The organism is Streptomyces sp. NPDC102490, assembly GCF_044765285.1.
Lineage (GTDB): Bacteria > Actinomycetota > Actinomycetes > Streptomycetales > Streptomycetaceae > Streptomyces.
In genome coordinates this window covers 137674-152205 of sequence record NZ_JBIWJU010000008.1, presented here as the reverse complement: position 1 = coordinate 152205, position 14532 = coordinate 137674, and the positions used below count along the sequence as shown (strand labels likewise).

Sequence of the window (14532 nt, the reverse complement as noted above, 5' to 3'; positions counted from 1 at the left end):
GGCGGACATGGACGGACAGCGCGAGCGCGAGGGCCGGGCGCCGCAGTGGTGGCGGCACGGCCCCCCGTGGTGGACCCTGCGGGGCGACGAGGAGCGGCGCCCTCGGTGGCCCTGGCGCTCCACCGTGCTCGTCACCGCGTTCGTGCTGCTCGGCTCGAACTTCGCCGCCCACGCCCAGGAGGGACAGCGGGCGGCCCTGGACCCCTTCGCCCGCACGCTCTTGTTCGTGACGGGGGCCGCCCTGCTGTGGCGGCAGCGCCACCCGGTGCCGGTCGTGTTCGGCACGGCGGTCACCACCCTGGTCTACCTGGGCGCCGGATACCCGTACGGCCCCGTGTTCGTGGCCGTCGCGGTGGCCTGCTTCAGTGCCGTCGTCGCCGGGCACCGCAGGGCCGCGTGGGCGGCGATGGGGACCCTGTGGGCCGGACACGCCCTCGTGGCGCACTGGCTCTACCGGTGGCTGCCGCCGCCCGGGGACTCGGCCGCGTCCTGGGGGCAGGAACTCGTCATCGCCACCTGGGTGGTGGCCATCGCCGCCCTGTCGGAGCTGGCCAGGGCCCGCCGCGAGCAGTGGGCGCGGGAGCGGGCCGAGCGGGCCCAGGCGGCGCGGCGGCGCGCGGACGAGGAGCGGCTGCGGATCGCCCGCGAACTGCACGACGTCCTCGCGCACAGCATCTCCGTCATCAACGTGCAGGCCGGCGTCGGACTGGCCCTCCTGGACACCGACCCGGAGCAGGCCCGCGCCGCGCTCGGCACCATCAAGGAGCAGAGCAAGGAGGCGCTCGGCGAGGTACGGCAGGTACTCGACACCCTGCGCACGCCCGGGGACGCGCCGCGCGCTCCGGCCCCCGGCCTCGACCGGCTCCCCGAACTCGTGGAGCAGGCGGCGAGCGCGGGCCTCACCGTCGAGGTGGAGGGGAAGCCGCCGCGCCTGTCGCCCGGTACCGACCTGGCCGCGTTCCGCATCGTGCAGGAGGCGCTCACCAACGTCGTACGGCACTCGGGCTCCCGGCACGCGCGCGTCCGCCTCGGCCGGGACGGGGGCACGCTGCTGCTGCGCGTCGACGACGACGGCCCCGCGACGGGCGCCGACGCGGGCGGCAGCGGCAACGGGCTGGCCGGGATGCGGGAGCGCGCGGCGGCGCTGGGTGGCACCATCGAGGCGGGCCCGCGTCCGGACGGCGGCTTCCGGGTGCTGGCATCCCTGCCGATCGACGTGAAGAAGGCGGCCACGTGACCCGCACGACGCAGTCGAAGGAGGACGACCGGTGATCCGTGTGCTGCTCGCCGACGACCAGTCACTGGTCCGGGCCGGTTTCCGGGCACTGCTGGACGCGCAGTCGGACATCGAGGTGGTCGCCGAGGCCGCCGACGGTGAGGAGGCGGTGCGCTCGATCCGCGAACTGCGTCCCGACGTCGTCCTCATGGACATCCGCATGCCGCGGCTCGACGGCCTCGCCGCCACCCGCCGGATCACCGGCGACCCAGGGCTGCACGACGTGAAGGTGGTCATGCTCACCACCTTCGAACTCGACGAGTACGTCTTCGAGGCGATCCGCTCCGGGGCCTCCGGCTTCCTGGTCAAGGACACCGAACCCGAGGAACTCCTGCGCGCCGTGCGGGCGGTGGTGGACGGCGACGCGCTGCTGTCGCCGGGGGTGACGCGCCGGCTGATCGCCGAGTTCGCGGCGCGTTCCAAGGAGCCCGCGGCGGCCGGCGAGATGGCCCGGCTGACCGAGCGGGAGCGCGAGGTGATGGCGCTGGTCGGCATCGGACTGTCCAACGAGGAGATCGCCCGCCGGCTGGTCGTCAGCCCGCTGACCGCCAAGACCCACGTCAGCCGCACCATGGTGAAACTGGGCGCCCGCGACCGGGCGCAACTGGTCGTCCTGGCCTACGAGTCGGGCCTGGTGCGGCCGGGCTGGCTCGGCTGACCACCGGACTCGAACCGGACCAGCACGCTCACCACCCGCACGGAGAACACCACCACGGCCGACACCGCACCCGCCCCGACGAGCGCGGCGCGCACCCCGCCCGTCAGGCCGAAGAGATACGCGGGCCCCGCCACCGCCCCGAACAGCACGGCCGCCGCGAACGCCGCGCTGCACAACGCGTAACCGATCTCGACCGTGACGGCGTCGCGCTCGGCCTGCGTACGCCGTCCCCCGTAGGTGTCCATGTCGCCAAGTATCCCAGGGGGGAACGGGGATTGAATAGCGCGCTACCCGCCGCGACGGGCTCTGCCACGGTGCGCGGACGGCGGCGAACTCGACCGTGCGCCGCACGTCACGGCTAGGAGAGGGACGGCCTCGTCGAGCGCGCCATGTGCCCCGAGGGTCGGCGGGGCGACCGGGTGGCGCTCACACCGAAGGGGGGCGCCCGGCACGGCGAGGCGCTCCCGATGCCGCACCGGCGGCCGGACGGCTGCCCGGCTCACTTCCAGGTGATGCCCGACCGCTCGCGCCACAGCGCGGCGAGCGAGTCGTCGCCGGTCACCTCGGGGAACGGCCGACGGTTCCACAGCGCCGGGTAGAGCCGGGCGGCGGGGCCCGACAGCTCGCAGTCGGCGTCCCCGTCGTCCTCCCGCACGGTCACCGGCGGCTGCGCGGACAGCCGTACGGTCCACACGGCGTCCGGCGCGTCCGTGGCCCGGACCCGCAGCGTGCGCGGCTCCTCGGTGCGCACGGCGCTCTTCGGGCGGGCGTGGAAGCCGCACAGCAGCTCGTCGATGCCGTCCACCGCGAACTCCGCGCCGACGCCGGTGGGTTCACCGCCCCGGGCCGACTCGGCGTCGAGCCGGTGCACGGTCGTCTCGTGGGCCTGTCGCCGGGCCCAGAAGGCCAGCGGTGACGGCGCGGGCAGGAAGTGCCAGCACCGCACGTCGGGCGCGGCGTCCGCGAGGGTGTCGACGAGCCGCCCGTGCCCCTCTCGGAACCAGGTCAGGAGCGGGGCGCCGTCGAGGCCGGGCGGGTCGTCGGCGGGCCGGGGAGCGGCGAGCCCCTCGGCGACGAACGCCGTCGCCCAGCGGTGCACCGTCCCGGTGTGCCGCAGCAGGTCCCGCACCCGCCAGCCGGGGCAGGTCGGCACCTCGGCGTCACTGCCCGCCGCCTCGGCGGCCTCGGCCAGCAACGCGCCTTCACGGTCCAGGATCTCGACGTACGCGGCGGTCTTCATGGCAGGGAGTGTGCCGCATGGAGCGGACTCCAGGGCAGTCCTGCCCGGCACATTCCCGAGGGGCCGCGGCCCGGCTCAGCCGGTGACCGCCGCGCGTCGCGTCGCGACCGCGATCAGCACCGCCACCGCCGCGAGGGCGGCCACGCTGGTGAGGGCGGCGGACAGGGACAGCCAGTCGGCCATGAAACCGATCGCGGGCGGACCGAGCAGCATGCCGCCGTAGCCCAGGGTGGACGCGGTCGCGACCCCGCTGGGACCGCCGAGCGCGCCGGCCCGCTCGATGGCGACCGGGAAGATGTTGGCGAGCCCCAGGCCGGTGATCGCGAAGCCGAACAGCGCCGCCCACACGGAGGGAGCCAGCGAGCCGAGCAGCATCCCGGCCACCGCGGTGCTGCCGCCGGCCACCACCGTGGCCGTGCGGCCCAGGCGTTCCAGCAGCGCCGTCCCGGTCAGCCGGCCGACGGTCATGGCGAGCGCGAAACACGAGTAACCCGCCGCCGCCAGACCCGGGGAGGCGTCGAGGTCCTGCTCCAGGTGCAGGGCGCCCCAGTCGGCCATCGCGCCCTCGCCGTACGCCGTGCACAGGGCGATCAGCCCGAAGGTGACGACCAGGCGGCGGGTACGGCGGTCCCGGCGGCGCGGGGTGCCGTCCTGCTCGGGCGTGCGCTGCGGCGGCGCGGCGGGCTCGCAGCGCAGCAGGGCACGGCCCGCGAACAGGGTGACCAGCAGGCCGGTCACGGTGAGTGCGAGCAGGTGCCGCGTCGGCGACAGCGACCCGGCGACCAGCCCGCCGAGCCCCGCGCCGACCATGCCGCCGAGGCTGAACGCCGCGTGGAAGCTGGGCATGATCGGGCGCCCCAGGACCGCCACCAGATCGACCGCGGCGCTGTTGAAGGCGACGTTGATCCCGCCGTACGCGCTGCCGAAGACCAGCAGGACGGCGCCGAGGGCGAGCGCCGAGTGGGTGAGCGGGGGCAGGGCGATGCTGAGGCAGAGCAGGACCGCGCAGGCGACGGTGACGGGGTGGCTGCCGTAGCGGCGGACGAGCCGTCCGGTGAGGGTCATGGTGACGACGGCGCCCGCCGAGACACCGAGCAGGGCGAGTCCCAGTGCGCTGGCGGAGGCGCCGGTCTGCTCCTTGATGGCGGGGATCCGGACCACCCAGCCGGCGAAGACGAAGCCGTCGAGGGCGAAGAAGGCGGTCAGGGCGATGCGGAGGCGGGTGAGGTCGTCGCGGGTGCCCGGCACGGCGTTGTGCGATCGGGCTTTGTTTATTTGCGGCACAAAGTCAGGCTAGGTGCCGGGCGGGTACGCGGCAAGGGCCCCGGGGGCGTCCGGGCGTCGGACGGGCCGGGGCGCAGGGGGTGTCGGGCGGCCGTCAGCCGACCGGTGCCCCCACCGTGCTCTGCCGCACCAGCAGTCGGTGCGGAGCCTTGGCCTCCGTCGGCGCGGGCGCCGAACCGTCGATCACGCCCAGCAGGGTGCTCACCGCCGTGCGCGCGATCGCGGCCTTGTCCGGGGCGACGGTGGTCAGCGACGGCGAGCTGTACCGGCCCTCCTGGATGCCGTCGACCCCCACGACAGCGATGTCGTCGGGTACCCGAACGCCGGCCCGGGCCAGGGTGTGCATGGCGCCGATGGCCAGCAGGTCGTTGTAGCAGAAGACCGCGTCGGGCGGCTCGGGCAGCGCGAGCAGGCGCTCCATGGCCTCAGCGCCGAGGTGGCGGTGGAACCGCGGGGTGGGGACGAGCAGCTCCTCGTCGACGGTGAGACCGGCCCGTTCCAGTGCCTGGCGGTACCCCGTGGTCCGCAACTGCGCGGTCTCACCGGTGCTGTAGGGCTGGTCGCCGATGGCCGCGATGCGCCGGCGGCCGAGGCCGAGCAGATGCTCCGTCGCCTCCCGGGCCGCGACGATGTTGTCGATCGCCACGTGGTGGAAGCTGCCGTTGAAGATGTGCTCGCCGAGCAGCACGACGGGCACCCTGTTGGTACGCCGGCGCAGCTCGTCCGCGGAGATGGACAGCGGGCTCAGCAGCAGGCCGTCGAACATCGTGGCGCGGGACTCGCGGCCCAGCAGCTCCCGCTCGCGGTCGCCGTCGCCGTCGGTCTGGTCGAGCATCACCACGTACCCGTGGGTGCGGGCCGCGGTGATCACCTCGCGGGCCAGCTCGGCGAAGTACGGCACGTCCAGCTCGGGGACGACCAGGGCGATCATGCCGCTGCGGCCCCGGCGGAGATTGCGGGCCACCAGGTTCGGCCGGTAGTCGAGTTCGTCGAGCGCCGCCTGCACCCGGACCCGCAACTCGTCGGAGACGGGCACCGAACCGTTGACCACGTTGGACACGGTGCGGATCGAGACTCCGGCGCGTCGGGCGACGTCGCGGAGTGTGGAGCCGGCCATCCAGTTCCCCCTCACGGCCCCCGCGGGGCATCGGTCGGCAGCATCTCGCGTCCGCGCCGGTGCGGACCAGCGCTGACGCATGTTGATGTTACTCAGCTATTGCATCGTTGCAAAAGGCGCAGCATCATCTCTGCATCGTTGCAAAGCGCGGCGGCGGTACGGGCCACGTCCGTGCCGCCGTGCCGCCGACGACGCCTGCGCGCGTCCACGTCCACTCCTGCCCAGCCACCCCGTCCCTCCCACGCACCCCAGCCCGCATTCCGATCGAGGAGCCGTGCTCATGTCCAGATCATTCGTCCCCCGGCGCAGCGTTCTGCGCGGCGCGCTCGGCGTCGGCGCGCTCGCCGCGGCCGCCGGTCCCCTCGCGGCGTGCGCCCCCGGGTCCTCCGGGTCCGAGCCGCGCAAGCTCACCGGGACGCCGAGCGCGTCGGCCAAGGGCGAGATCACCATCTGGAACCGCTCGGGCGACCTGTTCAAGGTCTTCGACGCGGCGATCGACGCCTTCCGCAAGGCCTATCCGGGCATCAAGGTCAACCACCAGGCCGTCGACATCGACGCCAAGCTCGCCAACACCCTGATCAGCGGCACCGACCTGCCGGACGGCAGCTTCTGGGACGACGCCAAGATCGGCGGCCAGGCGGAGCACCTGTACGACCTGACCGACCTGATCGCGCCCTACCGCGACAAGACCTCGGCGTACAAGCTCTCGGTCAACACCGTCGACGGCCGGATCTACGGCGTGCCCTGGGACCTCGACCCCGGGCTGCTCTGGTACCGCGAGGACCTGCTGGAGGACGCCGGAGTCGACCCGGCCGGGCTGAAGACCTACGACGACCTGCTGGCGGCGGCCCGGTCGCTGCGGGAGAAGAACCCGAAGGCCCGCCCCCTCCACATGGAGAAGGACCCCTTCCTCGGCCAGCTCTGGCTGGAGATGCTCGCGGGGCAGCAGGGCACCAGCCTCGCCGACGCCGAAGGTCGGGTGCGGCTGGACTCCAAGGAGTACCGCACCATCCTCAACTGGGTCCGGGACGCCGTCGACGACGACCTGGTCACCCACGCCGAATACCTCAAGCAGGCCGACCTCGCCGCCCTGGAGAGCGGGCAGCAGGCCCTGGTCCCGTGGGCGGTGTGGTGGTCCTTCGCACCCCAGCAGCTGCTGAAGAAGGGCCGGGGCAAGTGGCGGGCCGCACCCCTGCCGGCCTGGACCCCGGGCGGGGCGCGCAGCGGCGCCATGGGCGGCAGCAGCTTCATCATCCCGGCGAAGGCGAAGAACCCCGAACTGGCCTGGCTGCTGTACGAGTTCCTGTGCTTCAAGGAGCCCGGCTACAGCGCCGTCTACGGCCCCAGCGAGGTCTACCCGGACGGTCTGACCACCTCCGTGCCGAGCTACGGACTGGCCCGCCGCCCCGACAAGCCGCTGTTCGAACCGGTGGCCGCGCTCGGCGGACAGGACCTGTGGAAGGTCGCCGTGGGCGCCGCCGACACCATCCCGCCGGCCGCGCCGATCCCGGCCTGGTGGGCCAAGTCCGTCGACTACCTCGGCAACAACCTCCAGCGGCTCATCGAGGGGAAGATGGCACCCGACGACGTCATCGACGACTCCACCAAGAAGATCCAGCGCAACCTGGTGGACCGCGCATGACACCCGGCACCCTCACCCCGTCGCGCAAGGAGCAGGCGGCGCCGGACGCGCCGCGCCCCGCCCGCCGCTCCCGTCGCAAGCCCTTCCTCGCGCCCTACCTCTTCGTCGCGCCGTTCTACCTGGTCTTCGCGGCCTTCGGCGTCTACCCCCTCGTCTTCGCGCTCCAGTTGAGCTTCACCGACTGGAAGGGCGCCGGCGAGGCGCACTTCATCGGCCTGGAGAACTACACCTACCTGCTCACCAGCGAGGAATTCTGGTCCTCACTGGGCAACAGCGCGGTGATGTGGCTGCTGATCGTGCCCCTCCAGATCGTCGGCGGCCTGGCCGCGGCGGTGCTGCTGGCCAACGCGCGGCTGCGGCTGCGCGGCATGTTCCGGGTCGCCTTCATCGCCCCCTTCGTCACCCCGCTGGTGGCGATGGCCCAGGTGTGGATCGTCGCCTTCGACACCGACTACGGGCTGGTCAACCACCTGTTCGACCTCGTCGGCCTGCCCGACGTGGACTGGCTCCAGTCGACCGCCTGGGCCAAACCGACGCTCGCGCTGCTCTTCCTGTGGAAGACCACCGGGTTCGCGATCATCATCCTGCTCGCCGGGCTCCAGGCCGTGCCCGCCGACGTGTATGAGGCCGCCGCCCTCGACGGCGCCTCCCGCAAGCGGCAGTTCTGGTCGCTGACCCTGCCCCTGGTGCGGCGCAGCATCGCCTTCCTCGTCGTGGTGCAGACCCTCGCGGTGTTCCAGATGTTCGCCGAGCCGTTCGTCGTCACCCAGGGCGGCCCGTACGGCTCGACCACCACCGGCGGGCTCTATCTCTACAACCACATCCTGGCGTCCGACCTCGGGACCGGCGCCGCGAACTCCTTCCTGCTCGTGCTGCTGGTGTTCGCGCTGTCCCTGCTGTCCGTGCGCCTGCTCCGCTCCCGAGACGAGTGACCATGACCAGCCAGACCAAGAAGGCGAGCAGGAGCCTGTCCCAGCCCCGGCCGGGGCCGCTCCAGTACCTCGTGCTCGGCCTCCTCGCCCTCGTGTTCGTCTACCCCATCTGGTGGGCCGTCAGCTCCTCGCTGAAGCCGCCGGCCGACATCGTCCGCGACCCCCTGTCCTTCTCGCTCGGCTCGGCCACGCTCGACAACTACCGGGCCATGTTCGACGACGTGCCGATCGGCACCGGCTTCGTCAACACCGTGCTCGTTGTGGCGGTCAAGGGCGCGATGACCATGTTCTTCTGCCCGCTGGCCGGCTACGCCTTCGCCAAGTACCGCTTCCCCGGCAAGAACCTGCTGTTCGGTGTGCTGATGCTCACCCTGATGCTGCCGACCCTCGTCCTGGTCATCCCGCTGCTCCTGGAGATGAGCGAACTGGGCTGGGTCAACACGTACCAGGCGCTGATCCTGCCCGGCAGCATCGACGCCTTCAGCATCTTCTGGATGCGGCAGACCATCGCCGCCGTGCCCGACGAACTCCTCGACGCCGGCCGCGTGGACGGGGCGAGCGAGTTCGGCATCTTCGCCCGGATCGTGGTGCCGGTCATCCGGCCGGGCATCGCCGCGCTCGGCGTGCTGACCGCCATGAACATCTACAACGACTTCGTCTGGCCGGTCGTCGCCGTCAACGACGAGGGCCACCAGACGCTCCAGGTCGTCCTGTCCACCCTCGCGCAGAACGTCACCGGCAACCGGGTCGGCGCCGACTTCGCCACCGTCTGGGGCGAACTGCTCGCCGCCGGAAGCATCGCGATGCTGCCCGTGCTCGCCCTGTTCGTCCTGCTGCAACGCCACTTCATCAACGGGATCCTCGCGGGCAGCGTCAAGGGCTGACCCCCCCGTACACCGCCGACCGCCCCACAGCCGCACCGAATCGGAGCACACACGCCCATGACCACCCCCCGCCCCGAATACCCCCGCCCGCACTTCGACCGGTCCCACTCCTGGCTCAGCCTCAACGGCACCTGGGACTTCCGCGCCGATGCCGCCGAGCGTTACTCCGCCGACACGGCCGACGGGTACGACCGCGCCATCACCGTGCCCTTCGCCTGGGAGACACCCGCCTCGGGCATCGCCGAGCACTGGCTCCAGACCGCCTGGTACCGGCGCACGTTCACCGTGCCCGCCGACTGGGCCGGACAGCGCGTCGTGCTGCACTTCGGGGCCGTGCACCACGCCGCAACGGTCTGGGTGAACGGCACCGAGGTCGCCCACCACGAGGGCGGCTACACCCCCTTCGCCGCCGACGTCACCGACGCGCTCGGCGACGGAGAGCACCTGCTCACGGTGCGGGTCCACGCCCCGGCGGACAAGCGGGACATCGCCCACGGCAAGCAGCGCAGCATGCCCCGCGACGACTACGACGGCGTCTGCTTCACCCCCTCCTCCGGCATCTGGCAGAGCGTCTGGCTGGAGGCCCGCCCGGCCACCCACCTCGCCGCGCTCCGGCTGCGCCCGAACGACGACCTGACCGGCATCACCGTCGAAGCCGTCGTGCACGGGCCCGCGGCGGACCGCGCCGAACTCCGGCTGCGGATACGCGACGAGGACACCGCCGTCACGGCGACCGTGGACCCGGGCGGACGGCTCCGCACCGAACTCCCGCTCGCCGCACCGAGACTGTGGTCGCCCGAGGACCCGCACCTCTACCACGTCGACGCCGAACTGACCTCCGCCGACGGCACCGACCGGGTTGCCGCCTACACCGGACTGCGCACCATCGCCGTCGACGGCGAAGCCCTGTACCTCAACGGGCGGCGGCTGTTCGTGCGCGGCGTGCTCGACCAGGGCTACTGGCCCGACACCGGCATCACCGCCCCCGACGACACCGCGCTGCGCCGCGACCTCGAACTCGCGGCCGAGGCCGGCTACAACCTCGTCCGCAAGCACCTCAAGCTGGAGGACCCCCGCTTCGCCCACCACGCCGACACCCTCGGCATGCTCCTGTGGGCCGAACCCGCCTCACCCGGCCGCTTCTCGCCCGCCTCCGTCACCGCCTTCACCGAGCAGATCGAGCCGATGGTCGAACGCGACGGCAACAGCCCCGCCATCGTCATCTGGGGCCTGTACAACGAGGAATGGGGCCTGGACTGGGACATCCCCGGCGACCCGGCCAAGCAGCGCGCCACCGCCGACGCCTACGACCGCCTCAAGGCCCTCGACCCCACCCGCCCGGTCGTCGACAACTCCGGCTGGACCCACGTCAAGACCGACCTGCTCGACTGGCACTACTACGACGAGAGCGCCGCCTCCTGGGCCACCACCGTCGCCGACCTGCTCTCCGGCGAACGCGACGACTTCCCCGTCAAGCTCGGCCCCGACTTCGTCGTCCACAAGAAGCTCGCCGTCCCCGGTCAGCCGCTGCGCGGCCTGCCCAACCTCAACAGCGAGTACGGCGGCGGCTTCACCGGGCTGGACCGCGCCTGGCACCTGCGCTGGCAGACCCAGGAGCTGCGCCGCCACGACCGGCTCGCCGGGTACGTGTACACGGAGCTGTACGACATCGAGCACGAGAGCGCCGGGCTGCTGGACTTCGGACGCGGCACGAAGGACCTGGCGGGTGTCGACCCGGCCCACGCCAACGCGCCGACGACCCTCGTCCTGGACGTGACGCCGGTGGCGCCGGGCCGCGACCTGCTCACCACCGGCCCCGACTTCACGGTCGACGTGCACGTCTCCCACCACGGCGCCGACCCGGTCGCGGGCACCCTGCACACCACCTGGACGCCGGTGTACGCCAGGACACCCGACGCGCCCGGCGACGCCGTCCCCGGCTGCCGCGCGGAGGCCAAGCCGCACGTCCTCGGCGCCGCCGTCACCGTGCCCGCCACGCTGCCCGAGGGCTGGACCAGCGGCCGGCTGCACCTGGCGCTGGTCGTGGACGGCACCGTCACCGCCCGGACCGCGCTGGACGTGGACACCCGGACCGCCCCGTACATCGGCGACGACCCCCAGGCCCTCCCGACCGCCTGACCCCGGGCCCACGGACCGGTCCCTGCCGCCGTCCGGCCCCACCGACGGGGCCTGGCTGTCGTCCGGTCCGGCCGACGAGTCCCGGCCGCCTGACCCAGGCCCCACCGACGGGGCCCGGCTGACGTCCGGCCCGACCGACGGGGCCTGGCTGTCGTCCGGTCCCGCCGACGAGTCCCGGCCGCCTGACCCAGGCCCCACCGACGGGGCCCGGCTGACGTCCGGCCCGACCGACGGGGCCGGCCGCCGGCCGGGCCCACCGACCGGACCGGCCGCCGGCTGGCCCCGGCCACCGGCCTCGCCACTGGCGCCGGCCTCGGCCGTCCGCCCCGACCACCCGCCCGCCCACCGATCCCGCACCACCCGACATCCCCACCACCAAGGAGTCGATCCGTGCGCAACCTCTCACCCACCCGCAGAAGATCACCGGCCCTGCTCGGCGTCCTCGCCCTGCTCACGGCCCTGCTGTCGCTGTGGGCGCAGCCCGCGTCGGCGGCGCCCGCGGGGCAGGTGCTGGCGTCACCCGACCTCGCGGCCCACCCGCAGGGCGACAACAGCTACCCCCGCGCCGTCCGCCTCGACCACGACGGCTCGGCCGGCCAGACCATGCTGGCCACCTACGCCCAGCGCGAGCAGGGCGCCACCAACACCCTGCCCGTCCACCGCAGCACCGACGGCGGCCGCACCTGGAGCACCGCCCCGATCTCCACCATCACCTCGCACACGGCGGGCTGGGACATCGAGGCACCCGTCCTGTACGAGGTGCCGCGCACCGCCAACGGCCTGAACCAGGGGGACCTCCTCGCCGCCGGCACCGCCTGGCAGGCCGGTGACTACACCACGCAGCGCGTCGAGGTGTTCAAGAGCACCGACCACGGCCGGAGCTGGCAGTACCTCTCCGACTGCACCCGCACCAGCGGCCTGCCGAACACCATCGGGCACGGCATCTGGGAACCCTGGTTCCTGCTGGCCCCCGACAACACCCTGGCCTGCTTCATCTCCGACGAGCGGCCCGCGAACAGCCCCACCAACAACCAGGTCATCGGCCACTACACCTCCACCGACGGCGGCCGTACCTGGAGCGGCACGCTCACCCAGGACGTCGCCTTCCCCGCCGACAACCTCGCCCGCCCCGGCATGTCGATCGTCGTCCCGCTGCCCGACGGGCGGTTCATGATGGCGTACGAGATGTGCCGGGACGCCACCGACGCCGACCACGCCTGTGAGGTGTACACCAAGACCAGTCCCAATGGCCTGAACTGGGCGCCCGCCGACAACCCCGGCACCCTGGTGCGCACCGCCGACGGCAGGGAGCTGCTGCACACCCCCTACCTCGCCTGGGTACCGGGCGGCGGCCCCGACGGCACCCTGCTGATGTCCGGCCAGCGCGTGGTGAGCGGACCCACCGGCAACAAGACCGTCCTGTCGGAGTCCGGCAGCGTGGTCTTCGCCAACACCCGCCTCGGCGCGGGGGAGTGGACCGAGGTCGAGGCCCCGGTGCTGACCGCCCCCACCGGCGGCTACAACCCCGGCGAGCCCTCCTGCCCCGGCTACAGCTCACCGATCGTGCCGCGCGCCGACGGCACCTCCTTCCTCTACCTGACCGCCACCTGGCTCGGCACCGGCAACCAGTGCCAGATCCGCTTCGGCACCGGCGGCCTCGGCGGACCGGTCGGCCAGGTCACCACGCCGTGGGTCGCGGGCAAGTGCCTCGACGTCGACACCAACACCAGCCGCAACGGCAACGCCGCCCAGCTGTGGGACTGCTCCACCGCCACCGGACAGCGCTGGTCGGTGGCGCCGGACGGCACGGTGCGCGCCTTCGGCAAGTGCCTGGACATCGACGGCAACGGCACGGCCAACTTCACCAAGGTCCAGGTGTGGGACTGCGCCCCGGGCGTAGGCGGCCAGCAGTGGCGCCACCGGAGCGACGGCTCGCTGTTCAACCCCCAGTCCGGCCGCTGCCTGGACATCTCCTCCGGCGGCACCGCCAACGGCACCAAGGTGCAGATCTACGACTGCAACGGCCTCGGCACCCAGAAGTGGAACCTGCCGGCCTAGCGCGGGAGCACCCGGGGCCGACGGCCCCGGGTGTCGCATACGCTCGACGGCACCATGATGAACAACCTCACCCCCTTGGAGCCGAAGGCCGACAAGGCCACGGTCAGACGGCACAATCTCAGCCTGGTCCTGAGGGCCGTGCACGACGCGGGGGAGGCGACCAGGGCCGGGGTCGCCACGCATGTCGGACTGACCCGGGCGGCGGTGTCTTCCCTGGTCGAGCAGTTGCTGGAGTACGGCGTCGTCGCCGAATGGGGCAAGACCAGCAGCGGGCAGGCGGGACGGCCCGGCACCGTCCTGAAGGTGTCCCGCTCGGGCCCGGCGGGCCTCGGGGTCGAGATCAACATCGACTACATCGCGGTCTGCGTCGTCGACCTCGCCGGCACCGACCGGGTGCGGCTCGTGGAGCACGCCGACAACCGCGGCGTCCGGCCCTCCGAGGTCCTGGCGCGCGCGGCCCGGCTGGCGGCCCGCGCCATCGGCTCGGCGGCGGAACAGGACCTCGTACCGGTCGGCGCCCATGTCGCGCTGCCGGGCCTGGTGACCGGCGGCACCGTGCGCCAGGCACCCAACCTGGGCTGGCGGCGGGTCGCCGTCGAGGGGCTGTTCGCGCAGGCCCTCCTCGCCCTGCGCCCCGCCCACCGCCCCCTGCCGGTCAGCTCCGACAACGAGGCCAACGCCGCCGCCCTCGCCGAGCTGTGGTTCGGCGCCGGCACCGAGGGCGTACGCAGCTTCCTGTACCTGACCGGCGAGATCGGCATCGGCGGCGCCCTCGTGCTGGGCGGTGAGCTGCTGCGCGGCGCGCACGGCTTCGCCGGGGAGATCGGGCACATGGTCGTCGACCCGGAGGGCCCGCTGTGCCGGTGCGGCGCCCACGGCTGCCTGGAGCAGTACGCCGGACAGGCCGCGCTGCTCAGCGCCGCGGGCATCGACGCGGACACGGGTGGTGCGCAGGGCGCCGCCGAACTCGGACGCCGGGCCCGGCGCGGCGACCCGTCCGCGCTGTCGGCGATCGAACGCGCCGGGCGGCAACTGGGCGTGGTGGTCTCGGGCGCGGTGAACCTCTTCGACCCCGAGGCGGTGATGCTCGGCGGTGTCTACCGCGAGCTGATGGACTGGCTCGCCCCCGCCGTCGAGCGCGAACTCGCCCTGCGCGTGGTGTCCGGGCTGTGGAGCGAGGACGGCAAACGGCTGCGGGCCGCGTCCTCGCTCGGCGACGCGGCCCGGGGCGCGGCCGGAGTCATCGTCCGCGAGGTGCTGGCCGACCCGGCGGCGTACGCGGAGAGAGAGGCGGGCTGACGC

Annotated in this window: 12 protein-coding genes and 1 pseudogene; 9 read left to right on the top strand and 4 right to left on the bottom strand. The window is 73.2% G+C overall.

What is annotated here, in order from left to right:
• Window positions 1-7 precede the first annotated feature (7 nt).
• Together ACIRGB_RS19745 and ACIRGB_RS19740 are read left to right on the top strand one after the other, a co-directional pair.
• The gene (locus ACIRGB_RS19745) at window positions 8-1237 is read left to right on the top strand and encodes a sensor histidine kinase (protein ID WP_403866342.1); all 1230 of its coding nucleotides are present in this window, start codon (window positions 8-10) and stop codon (window positions 1235-1237) included.
• Window positions 1238-1268: 31 nt separating this feature from the next.
• The gene (locus ACIRGB_RS19740) at window positions 1269-1934 is read left to right on the top strand and encodes a response regulator (RefSeq protein WP_403866339.1); all 666 of its coding nucleotides are present in this window, start codon (window positions 1269-1271) and stop codon (window positions 1932-1934) included.
• On the opposite strand, the gene ACIRGB_RS19735 is transcribed toward ACIRGB_RS19740, so the two are convergent.
• Entirely contained in the window at window positions 1895-2179 is a 285-nt protein-coding gene (locus ACIRGB_RS19735) for a DUF6332 family protein (protein ID WP_403866336.1), read from the bottom strand. The genes ACIRGB_RS19740 and ACIRGB_RS19735 overlap by 40 nt on opposite strands.
• Window positions 2180-2296: 117 nt before the next feature.
• Between ACIRGB_RS19735 and ACIRGB_RS19730 the strand changes: the two are divergent.
• Window positions 2297-2404: pseudogene (locus ACIRGB_RS19730) on the top strand (MarR family transcriptional regulator); the annotation flags it as partial.
• A 29-nt stretch (window positions 2405-2433) separates the two neighbouring features.
• On the opposite strand, the gene ACIRGB_RS19725 reads toward ACIRGB_RS19730, so the two are convergent.
• From ACIRGB_RS19725 to ACIRGB_RS19715, 3 genes are all read right to left on the bottom strand, one after another.
• Entirely contained in the window at window positions 2434-3174 is a 741-nt protein-coding gene (locus ACIRGB_RS19725) for a maleylpyruvate isomerase family mycothiol-dependent enzyme (RefSeq protein WP_403866333.1), read from the bottom strand.
• A 75-nt stretch (window positions 3175-3249) separates the two neighbouring features.
• The gene (locus ACIRGB_RS19720; RefSeq protein WP_403866330.1) at window positions 3250-4422 is read right to left on the bottom strand and encodes an MFS transporter; all 1173 of its coding nucleotides are present in this window, start codon (window positions 4420-4422) and stop codon (window positions 3250-3252) included.
• Between the two features lie 130 nt (window positions 4423-4552).
• Window positions 4553-5575: a LacI family DNA-binding transcriptional regulator gene (locus ACIRGB_RS19715; RefSeq protein ID WP_403866327.1), complete on the bottom strand. Its 1023-nt coding sequence runs from the start codon at window positions 5573-5575 to the stop codon at window positions 4553-4555.
• A 280-nt stretch (window positions 5576-5855) separates the two neighbouring features.
• Between ACIRGB_RS19715 and ACIRGB_RS19710 the strand changes: the two genes are divergently transcribed.
• The 6 genes from ACIRGB_RS19710 to ACIRGB_RS19685 all read left to right on the top strand — a co-directional run bounded on the left by ACIRGB_RS19710 (window position 5856) and on the right by ACIRGB_RS19685 (window position 14529).
• Complete coding sequence (locus tag ACIRGB_RS19710) at window positions 5856-7217, top strand: ABC transporter substrate-binding protein (RefSeq protein WP_403866324.1); 1362 nt, start codon at window positions 5856-5858, stop codon at window positions 7215-7217.
• The gene (locus ACIRGB_RS19705) at window positions 7214-8149 is read left to right on the top strand and encodes a carbohydrate ABC transporter permease (protein WP_403866321.1); all 936 of its coding nucleotides are present in this window, start codon (window positions 7214-7216) and stop codon (window positions 8147-8149) included. Before ACIRGB_RS19710 ends, ACIRGB_RS19705 begins: the two co-directional genes overlap by 4 nt.
• A gap of 2 nt (window positions 8150-8151) precedes the next feature.
• On the top strand, window positions 8152-9033 hold the full coding sequence (locus ACIRGB_RS19700; protein ID WP_403866318.1) for a carbohydrate ABC transporter permease: 882 nt from the start codon (window positions 8152-8154) through the stop codon (window positions 9031-9033).
• A 57-nt stretch (window positions 9034-9090) separates the two neighbouring features.
• On the top strand, window positions 9091-11172 hold the full coding sequence (locus tag ACIRGB_RS19695) for a glycoside hydrolase family 2 protein (protein ID WP_403866316.1): 2082 nt from the start codon (window positions 9091-9093) through the stop codon (window positions 11170-11172).
• Between the two features lie 390 nt (window positions 11173-11562).
• Complete coding sequence (locus ACIRGB_RS19690) at window positions 11563-13230, top strand: ricin-type beta-trefoil lectin domain protein (RefSeq protein ID WP_403866313.1); 1668 nt, start codon at window positions 11563-11565, stop codon at window positions 13228-13230.
• A gap of 54 nt (window positions 13231-13284) precedes the next feature.
• On the top strand, window positions 13285-14529 hold the full coding sequence (locus ACIRGB_RS19685; protein ID WP_403866310.1) for an ROK family protein: 1245 nt from the start codon (window positions 13285-13287) through the stop codon (window positions 14527-14529).
• Window positions 14530-14532: the final 3 nt, after the last annotated feature.